The 17,330-nt window shown below is 41.2% G+C and carries 20 protein-coding genes; 11 read left to right on the top strand and 9 right to left on the bottom strand.

Annotated features, from left to right (window positions below; all coding sequences use genetic code 11):
- Positions 1-136: 136 nt before the first annotated feature.
- Positions 137-1,804, top strand: coding sequence for an FAD/NAD(P)-binding protein (locus ACSLFW_RS11050; RefSeq protein ID WP_436555780.1), 1,668 nt, complete (start codon positions 137-139; stop codon positions 1,802-1,804).
- 3 nt (positions 1,805-1,807) lie between these two features.
- Here ACSLFW_RS11050 and ACSLFW_RS11045 read toward each other — a convergent pair whose 3' ends face one another.
- Together ACSLFW_RS11045 and ACSLFW_RS11040 are read right to left on the bottom strand one after the other, a co-directional pair.
- Positions 1,808-2,749: an alpha/beta fold hydrolase gene (locus tag ACSLFW_RS11045; RefSeq protein ID WP_436555779.1), complete on the bottom strand. Its 942-nt coding sequence runs from the start codon at positions 2,747-2,749 to the stop codon at positions 1,808-1,810.
- 143 nt (positions 2,750-2,892) lie between these two features.
- Positions 2,893-3,159 (bottom strand): hypothetical protein, encoded by a 267-nt coding sequence (locus ACSLFW_RS11040; protein ID WP_436555778.1) that lies wholly within the window; start codon positions 3,157-3,159, stop codon positions 2,893-2,895.
- Positions 3,160-3,279: 120 nt separating this feature from the next.
- Between ACSLFW_RS11040 and ACSLFW_RS11035 the strand changes: the two genes are divergently transcribed.
- On the top strand, positions 3,280-3,840 hold the full coding sequence (locus tag ACSLFW_RS11035; RefSeq protein ID WP_436555777.1) for a DUF4256 domain-containing protein: 561 nt from the start codon (positions 3,280-3,282) through the stop codon (positions 3,838-3,840).
- Positions 3,841-3,870: 30 nt separating this feature from the next.
- Here ACSLFW_RS11035 and ACSLFW_RS11030 read toward each other — a convergent pair whose 3' ends face one another.
- The 5 genes from ACSLFW_RS11030 to ACSLFW_RS11010 form a co-directional block, all read right to left on the bottom strand.
- Entirely contained in the window at positions 3,871-4,065 is a 195-nt protein-coding gene (locus tag ACSLFW_RS11030) for a hypothetical protein (RefSeq protein ID WP_436555776.1), read from the bottom strand.
- Position 4,066: 1 nt separating this feature from the next.
- Positions 4,067-4,384: a hypothetical protein gene (locus tag ACSLFW_RS11025; RefSeq protein ID WP_436555775.1), complete on the bottom strand. Its 318-nt coding sequence runs from the start codon at positions 4,382-4,384 to the stop codon at positions 4,067-4,069.
- A gap of 93 nt (positions 4,385-4,477) precedes the next feature.
- Positions 4,478-4,717 (bottom strand): hypothetical protein, encoded by a 240-nt coding sequence (locus ACSLFW_RS11020; RefSeq protein WP_436557437.1) that lies wholly within the window; start codon positions 4,715-4,717, stop codon positions 4,478-4,480.
- Positions 4,627-4,911: a hypothetical protein gene (locus ACSLFW_RS11015; protein WP_436555774.1), complete on the bottom strand. Its 285-nt coding sequence runs from the start codon at positions 4,909-4,911 to the stop codon at positions 4,627-4,629. The genes ACSLFW_RS11020 and ACSLFW_RS11015 overlap by 91 nt, the downstream gene beginning before the upstream one ends.
- A gap of 12 nt (positions 4,912-4,923) precedes the next feature.
- A complete protein-coding gene (locus ACSLFW_RS11010) occupies positions 4,924-5,283 on the bottom strand; it encodes a hypothetical protein (RefSeq protein ID WP_436555773.1) in 360 nt (119 codons plus the stop codon).
- A 202-nt stretch (positions 5,284-5,485) separates the two neighbouring features.
- Between ACSLFW_RS11010 and ACSLFW_RS11005 the strand changes: the two genes are divergently transcribed.
- The 9 genes from ACSLFW_RS11005 (at position 5,486) to ACSLFW_RS10965 (ending at position 13,930) form a co-directional block, all read left to right on the top strand.
- On the top strand, positions 5,486-6,430 hold the full coding sequence (locus ACSLFW_RS11005) for a patatin-like phospholipase family protein (protein ID WP_436557436.1): 945 nt from the start codon (positions 5,486-5,488) through the stop codon (positions 6,428-6,430).
- A 71-nt stretch (positions 6,431-6,501) separates the two neighbouring features.
- On the top strand, positions 6,502-7,749 hold the full coding sequence (locus ACSLFW_RS11000) for a hypothetical protein (protein ID WP_436555772.1): 1,248 nt from the start codon (positions 6,502-6,504) through the stop codon (positions 7,747-7,749).
- 544 nt (positions 7,750-8,293) lie between these two features.
- Positions 8,294-9,235, top strand: a complete 942-nt coding sequence (locus tag ACSLFW_RS10995; RefSeq protein ID WP_436555771.1) for a hypothetical protein — start codon at positions 8,294-8,296, stop codon at positions 9,233-9,235.
- 364 nt (positions 9,236-9,599) lie between these two features.
- A complete protein-coding gene (locus tag ACSLFW_RS10990; protein ID WP_436555770.1) occupies positions 9,600-9,917 on the top strand; it encodes a hypothetical protein in 318 nt (105 codons plus the stop codon).
- A gap of 984 nt (positions 9,918-10,901) precedes the next feature.
- Complete coding sequence (locus ACSLFW_RS10985) at positions 10,902-11,375, top strand: hypothetical protein (protein WP_436555769.1); 474 nt, start codon at positions 10,902-10,904, stop codon at positions 11,373-11,375.
- Positions 11,376-11,632: 257 nt separating this feature from the next.
- Positions 11,633-12,889 (top strand): hypothetical protein, encoded by a 1,257-nt coding sequence (locus ACSLFW_RS10980; protein ID WP_436555768.1) that lies wholly within the window; start codon positions 11,633-11,635, stop codon positions 12,887-12,889.
- 159 nt (positions 12,890-13,048) lie between these two features.
- Complete coding sequence (locus ACSLFW_RS10975; protein WP_436555767.1) at positions 13,049-13,504, top strand: VOC family protein; 456 nt, start codon at positions 13,049-13,051, stop codon at positions 13,502-13,504.
- Positions 13,501-13,698 carry a YqaE/Pmp3 family membrane protein gene (locus ACSLFW_RS10970; RefSeq protein WP_436555766.1) on the top strand — a complete coding sequence of 66 codons (198 nt, stop codon included), beginning with the start codon at positions 13,501-13,503 and terminating at the stop codon, positions 13,696-13,698. The genes ACSLFW_RS10975 and ACSLFW_RS10970 overlap by 4 nt, the downstream gene beginning before the upstream one ends.
- Positions 13,699-13,729: 31 nt before the next feature.
- Positions 13,730-13,930, top strand: coding sequence for a hypothetical protein (locus tag ACSLFW_RS10965; RefSeq protein WP_436555765.1), 201 nt, complete (start codon positions 13,730-13,732; stop codon positions 13,928-13,930).
- Between the two features lie 98 nt (positions 13,931-14,028).
- Here the strand turns inward: ACSLFW_RS10965 and ACSLFW_RS10960 are convergent, their stop codons facing one another.
- Complete coding sequence (locus ACSLFW_RS10960) at positions 14,029-15,930, bottom strand: glycoside hydrolase family 97 protein (RefSeq protein WP_436555764.1); 1,902 nt, start codon at positions 15,928-15,930, stop codon at positions 14,029-14,031.
- Positions 15,931-16,074: 144 nt separating this feature from the next.
- Positions 16,075-17,316 (bottom strand): glycoside hydrolase family 71/99-like protein, encoded by a 1,242-nt coding sequence (locus ACSLFW_RS10955; RefSeq protein ID WP_436555763.1) that lies wholly within the window; start codon positions 17,314-17,316, stop codon positions 16,075-16,077.
- Positions 17,317-17,330 lie beyond the last annotated feature (14 nt).

Raw genomic sequence — 17,330 nt, 5'->3', positions numbered from 1 at the left:
TCGGCCTGAATTATTAAAAATCAAAGTTCAATAATGTAAAAGTCATTCATTGTAATTGTGCTACTTTAGTGGAAGTGCAAACACAAAACAAACAAATGGCGGGAACAATAAAGAAACGCATCGGCATTATCGGAGGATGCCAAGCGCACTTTTCATGTACAAACGTCTTACTGAAGCCGGCAATAACAACTTCGAAATCACCATTTTTGAAAAGAAAAATTCACTCGGCGCTGGCATGCCCTACAGTCATGAAGGGGCTAACGACGAGCATATTACAAATGTTTCGGGCAATGAAATTCCTGATATGGTGACATCTGTCAGTGAATGGATAAAAACGATTCCTGACGAAATACTGAAGCACTACAACATCAATCCGGAAAAATTTAATGCGTATAAAGTATTGCCGCGACTGCTGTTCGGCGCTTATCTTTCGGCACAATTTGAATTGTTATTGCAAGGTGCAGCCGAAAAGGGCATCACTACAAATGTATGCTTAGGATGCAGCGTCAGCGACATTAATTACAATAACAAGCTTAGCGAAGTAGTCGTTGAACTGACCGACGGCAACCATCATAAATTTGACACCGTCATTATTTGTACGGGTCACCAATGGCCTAAAAAATACGAAGGCAAAATTCCCGGTTATTACGATTCGCCTTATCCGCCGTCAAAAATTGCGATGCAATTGAATCACTCGGTTGCGATAAGAGGAACATCGTTGACGGCGATCGACGCTATCCGTACACTGGCTCGAAATAATGGAATATTTGATGTATCAGGTGAAAAGACTGCCTTCTATCCCGCTGCCGGAAGCGAAAATTTCAAGATGGTTTTGCATTCGCGAAGTGGTCTCCTGCCAGCCGTGCGGTTCCATTTAGAGGATTCTCATCTCAAAAATAATTCTTTATTAACTGAAGTAGAAATCGCCTTGCACCGAAAAGGAAACAACGGCTTTTTGTCGCTGGATTTTATTTTTGAAATGGATTTTAAACGGATTTTCCTCGAAAAAGACCCTGATTTCTACCAAAAAATCAAGTTCATGACGATTGAGGAATTCGTTGAAGCGATGATGGAATTAAGAGAAAAGCTCGATCCGTTCGTGCTATTGAAAGCAGAATATCGCGAAGCCGAACAATCCATTCGCCGAAAAGAATCTGTATATTGGAAAGAAATGCTCGCTACCTTGAGCTTTGCAATGAATTATCCCGCCAAATATTTATCTGCCGAAGACATGCTGCGATTGCAAAAAGTACTAATGCCATTGATTTCTATCGTAATTGCTTTTATCCCGCAGCAATCTTGCAAAGAATTGATTGCGCTTCACGAGGCAGGCCTTCTCGACATTGTTGCCGTCGGGACAGACAGTGAAATCGTACCCGATGAAAATGGCGGAATCCGTTATAAATACACCGATGAAAACGGAAATCCACAATCAGAATACTATAAAACCTTTATTGACTGTATTGGGCAACCACATTTATCCTACGACGATTTTCCGTTTAAAGGGCTTGTTAAAGACAAAGTGATCAGTCCCGCTATGCTGAAATTCGCATCGGCTGAAGAAGGTGAAAAAGCAAGCGAAAACAACAATGTTGAAAAAAACGAAAATGGCGATTACTATCTCAAAGTTCCTGGCATCACCATCAATGATAATTTTCAGGTTGTAGACCGTTATGGCGAGTTTAACGAACAAATTTTCATTATGGCTGTGCCTTACATTGGCGGTTACAATCCTGATTATTCCGAACTTGATTTCTGCGAAGCTGCTTCGTTAAAAATCATTCATGCGATGAAAAGCGCCTGACTTTTATTTCTTCGCCATAAATTCTAATATTCTTTTATTGATGACATCTGCCTGGTCGACACTCAGGAAATGTCCGGCATCTTTGATGATTCCGGTTTCGGCTTGCGGCAAAAGTTCAGCAGCTTTTTCGGTACACTTTTCATCATTGATAATGTCATGATCGCCAATCAAAACCAATACCGGAATTTGCAGCTTTTTGATTTCATCATCTGAAAAACGCTTCATTTTAGTAAGTCCGGGTTTGCTGTGCGCAAATTTATTCGCGAGGTAAAACTGCTCCTTATATTCGAGTCTGATTTTTTTGGGATAAAATGAAAATTGATCAAAAAATTTATTGAGCCTTTTTCGCTTCGGAAAGAGCTTTAACGTGAGTCCGGTCAATGCTTTTCCCAATTGATCGATACCGGTGAAAGTCTGCGCCGGACTCAGCAGCACAAGTTTCCGGATGCCGCTGTTTTCCTGAATCGCAAGATAAGTGGCAATCCATCCGCCGCGCGAGGCGCCAATAAGTGTCATGTCTTTAAGCGCATAATGGTCGAAAACCTCATTGTAGAATTTCAGGATATCACCATTGTCGATTTCAGGCACTGTCGCAATCGATTTGCCGGCTTCCATCGGAAAATCAATCGCATAAACGCGGTATTTTGCACTAAGCGCTTTTACATTCGGGTACCACATGATGGAACTTGCGTCGGTGCCATGCAGCAAGATGACTGGTTTGCCATTTTCGGGACCGCTGATCAGAACGTGCGCCGTTCCGAAACGGGTCCTGACATTGTCTTCTTTGTAAGTAACATTCCATAATGCCTTCAACGATTTGTTGTAAGCGGCAGTATATTTCTGCTGTCCTTTTTTGGTTGGGAAAATACCGAATGGTGAGGATTTCGACGCGCCACAGCTGATGAATAAAGGCGTTATAAAAAGAATAAGTAATAGTTTTCGCATGATTTATGTCGGTACAAACCAATTCCGTTCAACATCTGAAGGAAATTTTGTGCCTTACATAAAGATAAAAATTGAAGCGCGTAGAAAAAAACTTCGGTTTTAATTTTAGTATTAATTTGGGAAAATTCTGTATAAATCGGCTGTTACTCAGTTATAACAACATTTGAAATGACGTCGATAACGTCGCTGATGACTTTCGCACTGGCTTCTGAACGTTCGGAATGGATGAAATCTTTTATCGAAAGCCGGATCAAGTGCTTATAAACCATGTCGGAATAAGGTGTTGAAGCTGTGAAAGTAATACGGTTCACTTCTTCAATTATTGCAATATAAATTTTTCCGATGTTGATTTTTTCGGTCTCTGCAACGAGTTGCCTGAGCAATGCGATTAATTGTGATGGATTTTTCATAATCAGGGTTATTGTAACAAACCTAGTGAAAAAATATCATTTTTAGAATGTTTCCAAAGGTGAAAAAAATGCCGTTTCTTCAAGACTCTTTTTTCATAACTTCGTTTAAAATACACTGACATGAATAAAGAAACATTATCGCCGGAAGAAAGCCAAACATTACTCAACCTTTTAAAAGTGCGTTTTGAAAAGAACATGAGCCGTCATTCCGGCCTCGAATGGAATAAAATACAGGCGAAACTCGAAGCCAATCCGGAGAAACTCCGTTCGCTTCATGAAATGGAAATCACAGACGGCGAGCCTGACGTTATCGGTTACGACGAAAATACAAATGAATACTTTTTTGTCGATTGTGCCGCCGAAAGCCCGAAAGGCCGCAGAAGTTTTTGTTATGACCGCAAAGCGCTTGATTCAAGAAAAGAGCACAAGCCAAAAGATAATGTTATCGATGTTGCCGCAGCGATGGGAATTGCGCTTTTGACAGAAGGGCAATACCGGGAATTGCAGCAATTCGGGAATTTCGATACCAAAACCTCAAGCTGGATTGTTACGCCTGAACCCATCAGGAAATTGGGCGGCGCTATTTTTGCTGATTATCGTTATGGAACCATTTTTGTTTACCACAATGGCGCTGAATCTTATTATGCGGCGCGGGGCTTTCGGGGTTCTTTAAGGGTTTAATCGGAATTTCATAGAAAATCGGCAGTAAAATTAATTTCCAAAATCAAGATTTTCATTAAAGAAGGGCAGCATTTCATTAAGAATACGGCCATCTTCACTCGACACTTTGTTGCCGTGGGTTCCGATATATTCTTCGGCGTAATGCATAATGCCGAGTTGCTCAAGCTTTTTACTAAATGCCAGACAAGTGCGCGGAATGTGCTTGAACTGGTCATTCCGGCCCAATCTAATTTAATGGCGTGGAGTTTTTGAGATTTTCAACATAACTATCAATCATCATAATTGGCGTATTGCGTTGCCAGATATCAAGAATTTCCTGATGTAAAACTGTTTTTCCGTTTTCGTAGGTGTATGGCAAATCTGCGAAAAATGGCGGCTTTTTGGCATTCGGTGTATACGCTCTTCCGACAGCAATCAGGAAATTGGCATCCATTTCATTCCATGCGGTAGTGACTTCTTTCTGTGATTTGAGTTCTGTTAACCTTTTATATCCGGGATCTTCAGGTCCGAATTCATCATCAAAACCCAGCAATGCCGGCGACAATGCATACACATCAGAAAAACACCAGGATTTTGCATCGCTAATCTGAGCGCGCCATTACCGCCCATTGAATGGCCTGCAATCGCTCGGCTTTTTTTATCGGCGATCGTGCATGAATTGCGTATCGGCAAAATTCACCACATCTTTTGTAATATAATCTGCCCAATTGCCCGTCAAAGCAGAATTGGCATACCAACTGCCGCGATAAAGATTATGACTGTCAGGCATTACAACGATTACAGGTTTTATTTTTCCTGTGGCGATCGCTTTGTCAAGCAGTTTATCAATATGGTCACTGGCGACCAACAGGCTGTCGCTCCACGCAAATCCGTGCAGGAAGTAAATAACGGGATATCGTTTTGTCGAAGCGTCGTACCCGGCGGCAGATAAACGGTAATTCTTCGTTTCGGGTTTTCGCCTGCGGTATTTTGCAGGGATTTGCTGTTAAGTGCTGTTACGACAATTTTACCTTGCTGCGCAGAACTTACGGCAACAAACAACAATAGCAGTAACCATGGGCATTTTTTCATTCGGGTAATCATTTATATCAAACTGAACTCTCTTTTGTTTGTTGAAGATTGGAGTCCGGCATACCATAATGCGCATGATGCCATTAAAGAAAAGAAGAAAAGTGCATAACCCATCAACAAATCCGTTGCAGTTGTCCCGACTTTCTGGTTAAAAGTAAATACAGTGCATGCGTATCCGATATATAATGAAATCAAACCTGCAAAAAAGCCATAAGAAATGAGGAATAATTTTTTGTTAATCAATAATGGCAAAATTGAAATTGCAAATAGTATCAAATCGATCCATTGGATCTCATGAACACCGATTAAGTTAGCGATGCCCAATCCGGCGAAATAAATCGCTCCAAATAACTTTATTTTTCTGACTTTCATTGGTAAAGGTTTTGTTTTCAATTCAAACGAATAAAACGAACTGCATATTGTATCTGATACTTTCTTTAGGAACCATAAACGAATTTATGCAAAAAATACTTCAATTTCCGAATTCTGCGAATTAAAAAAATGTAAGTTTTTACGGTAATTCTGCAATATACAAGCAACTATAAAAATCTAATTTTAATTGCTGAAAACTTAAATTGCAGTTGTACACTTTCATGGGAAACCCGCACGCCAGAATCAGGACCTATTCCTCGCTTTATTTATCTCAACTTTTGTTGCGGCGCAGACCGAACGCCCAAAAATCGGGCTTACCTTAAGCGGTGGCGGCGCAAAAGGCATCGCACATATCGGGCTTTTAATGGCTATCGATTCTGTCGGACTCAAAGTTGATTATGTCACCGGAACAAGCATGGGCTCTGTAGTGGGTGGTTTATATGCTGTGGGTTACAGCGGCAAGGACATCCTCAAAATCGCCAGGCGCCTTAAATGGGAATCGCTGCTCACCAATGACCCACCGCTCAATTCACTCAGCATCAAGGAAAGAGAACATATGGGCGAATACATCGAACTTCCTTTAAAAGACGGCAAACTCGCTTTCCAGCGCGGGTTTATCGAATCAAACGAAATGTGGCTCGCGCTCGCCGAACTGTATTATCCCTATTATGAAATCACCGATTTTAATAAATTCGACAAAAAATTTGCCTGCATCGCCACCGACCTCAGCAATGGCGAAATGGTCGTGCTTGACAAAGGCAATATCGTAAAAGCCATCCGCGCGAGTATGGCAATTCCGTCAATTTTTACACCGGTTGAAATCAACGGAAAAATGCTCGTCGACGGCGGGGTTGTGCGAAATTTTCCGGTAGCTAATGTTAAGCAAATGGGCGCTAAAATCGTAATCGGCAGCGATGTTTCTGATGACGAACGGCCTGTGCAAAGTCTTAGTTCACCACTCGAAGTTTACGGAAGACTACCGTTTTATAAAGCTGTCGCCGATTTAGAAGAACAGCGCAAGCTCGTCGATATTTATGTTGACTATCCGCTCGGAAAATTCAATTCTGCGAGTTTTTCATCGGCAGATAAACTAATTGACATAGGTATTGAAAAGGAAAACAGCTTTATCCGGTACTCAAAAAACTAAAGGATTCTCTCGACGTCATTTATGGCCTTTAAAAAATTAAAGAAACAGATTTTACCAAGCGCGATACGGTATTGATCTCAGAATATGAGGTACGCGGCCTTCGCCCTGCTGAAATTCCGGTTTTCCTGAAGCTTATCGATTTTTCTGTCAATACGAAATACACCGCCCGCAACCTCACCGAAGCCTTGCGTTCTGCTTTTGCAACCCGCGATTTTACACGCATCAATTATACTTTGATTCCGGCTGCAGCCGGAAGTGCGCGCATCATTTTTGATGTTGATAAAGCACCGGATACCGCCATTCGTCTTGGACTCAGCTACAATTCGGCGACAGGAATAGCTTTCAAAACCGGACTCGTGAAACGGAATTTCCTTACGTCTTTCTCTACTGCTTCGTTTGCCGTTTCTGTAGGCGAAAACCAGCGGGCAAAAGCGGCATTTTCAAAATACCTTACCAAAAGCCGCAACCTCATTATCCAGGCGACTACGAGCGGCGAAACTACAGATATAACCACATACGACGCCAAATTTTCCGATAGCGGAAGTTATAACCAGAGCGCCCTCAACGGCGATTTGCAATTGCTTTTTCAGCCGAATAACAACATGGTTTTTGGCGTCGGAACAACGTTTGATAATGTGGTTTATGACCCCGAGGGAACGTCGTCACTGGTTGCAGAAGGCAATCTGCATTTCCTGAACTCTTATTTCACTTTGCAATATAACGACCTCAACGCCTCGCTTTACCCGATAAAGGGAACGCGATTTAATGTGCAGGCGGGTGTGGTTTACAGCCAGCGGTCGCATTATACCATTTATAATAAAGATGAAATCGTGGCAACACAGGATTCGCCATTTTTCGATTCTAATCCATATACGCAATTAAGACTTTCACTTGAGCATTACATTCCGACTGGCAGTGATGCGCTGTTCTTACAATTGCAATCGGGGATGAATTTCAATTACCACCAGGCGATCATGAATGATTTCGTGATTGGCGGACTCAACAATATCATCCGCAATCAGGTAAATTTTGCGGGATTGCCCGAGGCGTCGGTGTTTACTTCGAGCGTGGTTTCGTTGCAGGTGGGCTATCAGCATGAAATCATCAACAATTTATACCTGACGGGAAAGATCAACGGACTCTGGTTCGACTTCATCAAAAGCAATTACCGCATCAATTCTACTTCACGTGGTATGGGCTATGCGCTCACCGGCGGTTACAAGACACTTTTTGGCCCGATTGAGGCGAGTTTGATGTATAGTGATTTGAACCATAAGATACTGCCCTATTTTAATATTGGATATGTATTGAGTCTTTAATCTCAATGGTGATTTGCAATTTTGAATTCCCCTCCTTTGGAGGGGTGGCTGAAAGCCGGGGTGGTTAAAATGAAACGCAGATGACCCGAATTACCGCAGATTTCCAATCTTTGTCATCAAATACAATTGCGGCATAAATTCCACCAATCTTTATGTAATTCTTTTCAATACCAGTATCCGTTGTTTTATAACATGTCGATTCAGGCATGCATAAACTACAAGGCAAAACATCCCATCAAAATTTAACAATTTCTACGGCAAACCCGTATCCAAAAATGTTATTTTTTTCGTAGGGATGCACTGCCCCTTCCCTGAAGGTAAAATACAATTTTTTCCAATCGGTTGTATTACGGGTTTCCCGTAAAAATTCTTAAATTATCTGCGGAATTGTTCTTACAGAATATTTTTAATGCGGCAGTTTTCTTAAATACATAAAAATCCACTCCTTCTCCCAACCTTTTCATATAAAATACAATCCTTTTATTTATATAATAAATGATGTTCCAGTTGAGTTGTTACTGGATCATTTACCAAAACCACAGCCATGAAAAATCAATTCCTGAAATTAAACAACCCCTGCTCAGAAAACTGGGATAATATGACACCTAATAGCACCGGCAGCTTCTGCGACGTGTGTGCCAAAAATGTTATTGATTTTACAAAACTCAGTCCACTTGAGATTGCACAGCAGATGAAAAAAGCCAACGGCAGCCTTTGCGCAAGGGTCACTTCGGAGCAGCTCAGGACACCATTGCCAATTCGGGGAACTGATTTTAGCCTGAATTTCCCATATTCCAATATTGCTGCCGGTGTGATGATCGCCGGCGCATTGGCCGCCTGCCAGCCATCCCAGGCAAAGGATAAATCACCTCAAACGGAAATTGCATCGTCAAAAACTACAGCTCCGGCAGCGTTGCGGAATAATCCGTTACCACCATCGCCAACTTCTTCCCCGGACGATTTTACGACCTTTAAAGGGATGGTCTATTTCGGCAACGGTCAAGTGCCTGTTAAGAATGCCAGGATAACTTTGGTAACGGTCGGGAAGATAATCAGTGCCTACAGCGGTGCTGACGGCAAATTTACATTGGATATCCCGAACGAATCGATAGATAACGACAATGTCATCAGGGTCAGCTACAATGAAATCGTTAAAGAAAATAAGGAAGACGTATTCGATGCATATGAAACCCGGGATTATATCCTGTCAAAAAAACAACTTGCCACATTTTATAAAGTCGAAGCTAAAGAGCTCATGCTTGTTGCCGGAGGTATCGGAATGTCAGCAAGCAGAGAACCCGATCCGGTTGTCCTTAGTGCCGATGGCGGTTCAATCAAATATTCAGAATACCTAAAAGCCTATTCAGGGAAAAAAAGCAGTTGCAATCTGAATAATAAAGAAACGATGTATTTTTCGGCTAAAGAAGCGGTTGCGATTTATGGCAAAAAAGCCGCCGGTGGGTTGATAATATTGACGGATAAATAACAATCACATTGCATATTTTAGGTGAAATGAAAATCTCTTCCGGCTGGAGGAGATTTTTGTTTTATATGTACATTTGGCAAACGTGAAATCAACACGCATTTGAATGGAAATCTTCAACAACATCTTACAAATAACCGACACAAATCTCATCATGAGCTTAGTCCCGTTAGTATTTAGTTTGCTAATCATTGAACTTTCATTTAAGAACAGATTCAAGACCAGGAAAGCCCTTAATTTAATCAGTTGGATAATTATTGGCTATACCGCAATAACATCCATTCATTTTCTAATCATAAACTTATTTTCTACCGAACAAACTGCGCTTTCCCAAAGAGCAACCTGACCATATGCAGCGTTGTATTGGATGATGACTTTCTGCGCGACCGTAATGCCTTTTACACTGTTTTTCAAAAGATTACGAACCAATTTTATATATGTTTTATTGATTTCTTTTCTGATGAAAATCGGCGCTCATTTCGAACGCTTTGTAATAATAGTGACGAGTTACCACAGGGATTTTTCTCCGTTTGAAGATAATTCCGATTTGCCGTCTGTTCCAATGCTTATCACAATGATGTTCCTGCAAGGGTTCGTCCTGGCCGTTATCGTTTTGTTAGTTGTGGAGTTTTACAACGCGTCACTTCGAGTGATTTCAGGAAAAATGCGTCAGCTTTTTTACTGAAATTATATCGAGAAGCTTTACATCTTATAACCGTTCTCGATACTTCAAAGATTAGCTGATCGCAAATCTTTTGAGACTCGAACTGACGAATTTGCGTCACTTCGAGTAATCTTGCGTCACTTCGAGTGATTTCAGGAAAAATGCGACAGCTTTTTTACTGAAATTGTATCGAGAAGCTTTACATCTTATAACCGTTCTCGATACTTCAAAGATTAGCTGATTGCAAATCTTTTGAAACTCGAACTGACGAATTTGCGTCACTTCGAGTGATTTCAGGAAAAATGCGACAGCTTTTTTCCTGAAATTGTATCGAGAAGCTTTACATCTTATAACCGTTCTCGATACTTCAAAGATTAGCTGATCGCAAATCTTTTGAAACTCGAACTGACGAATTTGCGTCACTTCGAGTAATCTTGCGTCACTTCGAGTGATTTCAGGAAAAATGCGACAGCTTTTTTACTGAAATTGTATCGAGAAGCTTTACATCTTATAACCGTTCTCGATACTTCAAAGATTAGCTGATCGCAAATCTTTTGAAACTCGAACTGACGAATTTGCGTCACTTCGAGTAATCTTGCGTCACTTCGAGTGATTTCAGGAAAAATGCGACAGCTTTTTCCTGAAATTGTATCGAGAAGCTTTACATCTTATAACCGTTCTCGATACTTCAAAGATTAGCTGATTGCAAATCTTTTGAAACTCGAACTGACGGCGCAAAAAAAATCCCCTCCAAACGGAAAGGATTTACCAGCATCGCCATGCACCTTGCACCCAATACCATGAACCATCAAACGCTACTCCTCTACCCTAACCTCATAACTCCCGGCAGTGGTTGCATCGGCATTCTGAGAATCTTTTTAAAACCTAACTGACGAAAAGAAATATTGTATAAAATGAGGTATTTATACCTAATGAAATATAATTATTTTTTATTATGATTGGTCGTGATAAAAACCCAATAATTAACACTTAAATTATTTTATTATGACCCAAAACCAGATTAGGGTCGAGATACCACAAGAGGTTATCGACCGAGTTACAGAAAAATTACAGGAATGCAGGACAGCTTTGGCACCTTTTCTTCAGGCACTGACCGCCGATGAACGCGAAACGATGTTTAAGATGGGCGACAAGACGGTAGCAACCGTACAAAAAACCAAGTCTTACATGCAGACGAATCCGGAATTCATTCCTGACTATATGGAAAAGGCAGAATTTTTTAAAGATGAAACCGTAGTCACGCAATTACAGCCGATTGCAAATCTGGCTACGCAACTCGCCGCTGACGCCAAAGACACGGTAACGCTCGCAGGAAGCAAGGCATTACAAGCGGCTATGCTCTATTATGGACAGGTCAGGGAAGCGAATTCAAAAGGCGTACAAACAGCCAAGCCGATTTATGAGGATTTGCAGGAGCGATTTGCCAGAAGGCCATACAAACCTAAAATTAATGGTTGATAATCCGATAGATTATAGGCTCCGGGCGTTATGAGCCCCGGAGCTGCTTTTTTGATGCATGAAGGGTGGAATTTGAGCCTTTTTGCATGAATTTTTAAGCTCTTTGATTAGAATTTCAACCTAAAAGGGTGAAATTTGGACCTTAGAGGGTGAAATTTGAACCTAAATGCATGAATTTTGAGGCGTTTTGGTTTAAATTTGGGAATTGACTGGAGTTATTCACCCTCGAAATGAAAATAATTCTTAAAAACGACACAATGAACAAAACTTTACTAGCAGTTGTTGAATCATTAGACGATTTGGAGGCCTCAATAATTTCAGCATATTCTGGAGATGAAACAATGGCAGATACTTGGGGTTGGCATTGCCCACCTTTAACCAGACATGATTTAGCAGAACTTGCATCTAACCTTTCACAAAAGATTACATCGGCCAATATCCAAGATATTGATAAGGATCAAGAGGATTTACTTGAATTTATCCCAGAGAGAATAGAAAATTTCAAATCTCAAAATCTTCCATACTTATTTAATGGAAACGGTAAAGATGCCGCACCGAACTATTTTTCTTTAATCGAATGGATTAGTAGCACTTTAGAACCACTTTTCACTTGGGAAGTAATGCAAGACAATAAAGCGTTACCAAAAGATTTGGCACGGAGACTACGATCAATTCAATCAGAACTCACAGCATTAATCCCTGATAAGGAAGATTTAAAATCACAAATTGATTTAATTCAAAAAGCAACGGAAGCAGCTGAAACATTGCCTACTGATTTAGAAAACCTTAAAGAAGCTCGAGGAAAAGTAGATAAGTTTTCCACTGATTCAGCTGAACAATTTGGAAAAATTGGAACTTATTTAAATCAAATTGAAAAAATATCAAAAGAAATTCTAAACAAAAAAGAAGAAGCTGATAAACTTGTCTCTCAATGTGAAGAAGCATACAAGATAACAACCACAAAAGGACTTGCCGCAGCGTTTGATTTACGAGCTAATAAACTTTCGAACTCCATGTCCCTTTGGGTAATTGGATTACTCAGTTCACTCGCTGCAGCAATGTGGATTGGATATTTAAGATTTGAAATTATAAATAAAGCTTTAGAAGCTAAAAATAATAGTGAGCACATTTGGATACAAGTCTCATTATCTGTTATTAGTTTAGGCGCACCAATTTGGTTTGCATGGATAGCTACAAAGCAAATAAGCCAACGATTTAAATTGTCTGAGGATTATGCATTCAAAGCTTCAGTAGCAAAGGCATATGAAGGTTATAGGAAAGAAGCTGCTCGTATCGATACTAATTTAGAAAAAAGACTTTTTACTTCTGCTTTATCTCGGTTAGAAGAAGCACCATTAAGACTAATGGAAAAAGAGCATTTTGGAAGTCCATGGCATGAATTTATTAGTTCTTCACAATTTCAAGATGCAATGAAATCAATACCAGGATTTAAAGACAAAGTTCTAAGTCTAGGAAAAAAATCTAAACTTGAAGATAATATCCCTAAAGAATAATTTTGCCTCACAACTGCACAAATCCATGCTAGCGAGAGAGCGATAATAAAACCTATAAAAAAGATTGCTTAGTACCTCGCAACGACAGTCAATCACCCATCACATAAAATCTAAATACTTTTCCTTAACTTCGTTCATCAACAAACAAAACTTATAACAATGTCAAAACAAATCTTCATCAACCTCGCGGTAACCGACCTTCAAAAATCAATGGCGTTTTATACCGCACTCGGCTTTACCAACAACCCGCAATTTTCTGACGACAGCGGAAAATGCATGGTCTGGAGCGAGCATATTTTCGTAATGCTGCTCACACATGAAAAGTTTGCAGGCTTTGCCACCAAACCTATCGCAGATACCAAATCGGCTGTAGCGGGACTATTTTCATTGTCGGTTGACAGCGTTGACGAAGTCAACAATATGGTCGCCAGCGGATTAAATGCCGGAGGAACCGAGCCAAGCGAAATGCGCGATTACGGTTTCATGCAACAGCGCACCATTGAAGATTTCGACGGGCATACCTGGAGATTTTTTATATGGATATCACGAAATTTCCTGCTGCGGAATAAGCTTGCAAACGAAAGTTTCTCTATCTCATCAATCAATATGTTATGACACTAATCGCCATCTTTTTCCCGGCTTTATCCTTTTTGCTGCGCGGCAGGATTTTTACCGCTATCATCTGCCTCATCCTGCAGATTACATTGATCGGCTGGATTCCGGCGGCCGTGTGGGCAGTCATTTCATTGCAGAATGCGCGTGCAGAGCGACGCAATGATAAATTGATCCGGGCTATGAAGAATAATTAAGGTAAAATGGGTATGATTGATTCGTTTCAAAATGACAATCAATTATAAATCCGCGAAAATCTGCACCCATCCGCGTCATCTGCGTCCAATTCCCACCCGCCTTTCAGGCACCCCCTCCAAAGGAGGGGAAATTCAAAATTCTAAAAGCATTCAAAAACCAAAAAATCCCCTGCTGCTATCAGGGGACTTCCTTCTTAAAATCAAAAAATTAACTCAAATTACTCCAAACTAAATTTTATTGCCGTTCCTCCGCCCGGAGCGAGATTCAGGTCGAGAACTGTAGTGCTGTTGACTTCTTTTTTTGAAATGGTTACAGGATACGGATTGGTTTTATAATCTGTGCCTGGACCGATCGGTGTAAATTTCGGCAGTGTAATTTCTGCCTTTTTCAAGGAATGAAAGCGGTACTTTTATCACGCGTGCTTCGCGGTTGGTTACTGCGCCTAAATACCAGTTCCTGCCTTCCCAATCTTTGCGGACGATGGTTGTGAACTCACCTATCTTCGAATCCAAAGCCTTTGTTTCAGACCAGATGCAGGGCACTTCTTTTATGAATTTGAATTCAGGTTTGCCAACATAATTCTCTGGTAAATCTGATGCCATCTGCAACGGACTGAATAAAACTACATAAAGGGCGAGTTGATTGGCTAAAGTTGTCTGCACTTTTGCGCCTTGAGGGGTTTTATAATTGAAGTCGAAATTCCCCGGCGTATAATCCATCGGACCTGACAGCATTCTTGTGAATGGAAGCGTTGCGGTGTGCTCAGGTGTATTGCCGCCATCGGCAGACCAGGCGTTGTATTCTTGTCCGCGACCCCCTTCCTGCGTCATGAAATTCGGGTAAGTACGCTGGATGCCTGTTCCTTTTACCGGTTCATGGTTGTCAATCATAATGTGGTATTTGGCAGCAGTTTCGATTACTTTACGGTAATGGCGAACGCCGTATTGGCTGTCGTGCCATTCTTTTTTATCAAGGTATTTGTTGACGTAACCTGTCTTTACAGTATTGACGCCCATTTTATTATACAATTTAAAAGCATCATCCAGTTGGCGTTCGTAATTTTTGGTTGCTCCTGCAGTTTCATGATGCCCGATAAGGCGCACGTTCTTCATCGCAGCATATTTACTGATTTCGTCAAGGTTGAAATCATTGTAAGGCTTTACAAAACTGAATACGTTGCCATCGGCAGTCCAATCACCGTCCCAACCTTGGTTCCAGCCTTCTACAAGTACGCCGTCGAGGCCGTTTTGGGCTGCAAAATCAATGTATTTTTCAGTGTTGGCAGTTGTAGCGCCGTGTTTTTCTCCTTGTCCCCAAGTGTATTTTTCCAGGTGCATGCCCCACCAGATGCCGATGTATTTTGATGGTGCAATCCAGGAATGATCGTCGATTTTTGATGGTTCGTTCAGGTTCAGCATTACTGTAGACGTTACTAAATCGCCCGGTTGTTTGCCTACTACAATGGTTCTCCACGGTGTTTGAAATGGTGTCTGCGCATACACTTTCACGCCATCAGCCCAGGGCACGAGTTCGCTTTTATATTGGTTACTCGGGGTTTTAGTAAGCGTCATCGAGGCGAAATCGGTTAAATTAGCTTCATGGACAGCTACATAAAGTCCGTCCTTGGTTTCGAAAGTTGCCGGTGTGTTGATCGTATCTGTTTTACTCATCGGGGTTTTGCGGTAAAAACTTTCGTAATAACTGTTTTCAGAGTGCACCGGAATCCACCATACGTCATTATCGAATGGGAAAGTGAACTGCGTGATTTCATTTGAAATCTTCACTTTATCGAGATTCGGTTGTTTCGGGAATGAATATCGAAAGCCTAGTCCATCATCAAAAACCCTGAAAATTACGTCAACCAATCGTTTTTCGCCATTCGATTCCTGAAGATGTACGATCAATTCGTTATGGCTGTCGTGCACTTTTCGGCTTTCACCCCACGGTTGTTCCCACGTTTCATTGACGGTATGCTGTTCGGTCTTGACGACTTTAAAACCATCTGTCATTTTTTTGATATCCTGGAATTCAAATCCCAGCAACGATGGCTCGATTACCGATTTTCCGAATGACGAAAAGCGATATTGCGGCTGACCTGTTTCGGTAAGTGCGAAGATGAGTTCGTTGTTCTTGCCGGGTGAAGAGATTTTATAGGTTTTGGCTGTACCGCACGACAGGAGCACTAATAAAAGGCAGCTTGCGATGCAGTAACTGTAGCGTATTTGTTTCATTTTTATTGGCATTATTGGTGTTGTGTTTGGGCTGTGTAAATTCAAACAAGAAAAGATTTTTAAACCATTAAGAAATTAAGGGTCATTTAGGCTTAATGTATCTTAATTTCTTAATGTAAACTTTTAATTGTAGAATTATCAATTTTATTGAATTGCATCAAGAATCAAAACGGCCTTATCTGGCTGCATCGCAACAAAATAATTAAAGGCGTCGTTGAGTTTTTTCTGGATGGCGGTGTTGGATTTGTATTGTTTCCTCAAATCATAAAGACGACCGATGTCACTGAAAACGTTAGCTCCGGACACGCCTGCAAAAGTCTTTACTTTTTCAATGTAAGAATAACCGAATTCATTGGTTGGTTCAATCATCGTACCTTCGCCGAAATCATTCCAGGTTACGAGCTGCAAATAGTCGATGTTGGCGGTAGCTGCCATATTGAGCGTTGTGCTTAAGGTCGCGCCGTTATTGTGATCAATCGTCCATCCTAAACCTGCACCGGCGCCTCCTTCCTGATAAAAATCGTTGAATCCCGGATAAGCGCTTCCCATCGCAACCGCAAGGTTCGGCACATTATTGTTATAGAAATTCGTCAGGTAATTATTGTTTTGATACACCCATGCAAATTCTCCTGAAGCGTTCATTCCGGCTTCGGAAGATTCGTTCCAGAGCGTTAGAAAAGTCGGTTTTGTGCTCAGGTTGCTGAACGCGGAAGTCCAATCGGCGGGCGTTGTCAAAGCCTGCGAACCGAAATCAAGCAACAATGGTTTTCCATTTATTTTGATGTAAGCCGCGTCGTTGAAATAATTGCTTTGCAGGTAATTCATATCCGCTTTCGCCCCGTTGACGTTCGTTGCAGCCAAGCCGGCGGTTACGACATTCGGCAGCGTCTGGTCTTCATAAACGATGGCATATTGCAATCCGACCTCATCGAGCATATCGATCAGGGCTTCGGTATTTTCTTTATTGGATTTGTAATCGTATACGTCGAATGAACCGTACCAATCGATTAAAACGCCATCAATTCCGGCATATTTCATCAACAGTAAATGGTTTTCGATGACGTCCTTATCACCTGAATGGTAAGGCCCGATTTTCGGATAATAATGCGACGCGATTTCCCTTTTTCCATTGGCATCCACGTTATCAGGGTTTTTGTTATTCATTTTCCAGTGATAACCCCATTGGTGGTCGGCGCTGCTTTCCTTAGTTTCAAACCACGGCATATAGTGCACATAAATTTTGGTATTGTTGGTTTTCGTAACCGGAACGGCAGCCAGAATTACAGGTTCGTTGGTTTCTTCTTCAACGGGCGCATCGGAATCTTTGCTGCAGCCTGACATCGCAAGGCTTAAAAATAAGGCCGATAAAAATAAATATCTGTTCATGGAGAAATGGAGTT

The sequence above is a fragment of the Flavobacterium sp. 3HN19-14 genome, assembly GCF_051373205.1.
GTDB lineage: Bacteria > Bacteroidota > Bacteroidia > Flavobacteriales > Flavobacteriaceae > Flavobacterium.
The sequence above is the reverse complement of the archived record's forward strand: the minus strand, read 5'-3'. Positions and strand labels throughout refer to the sequence as shown.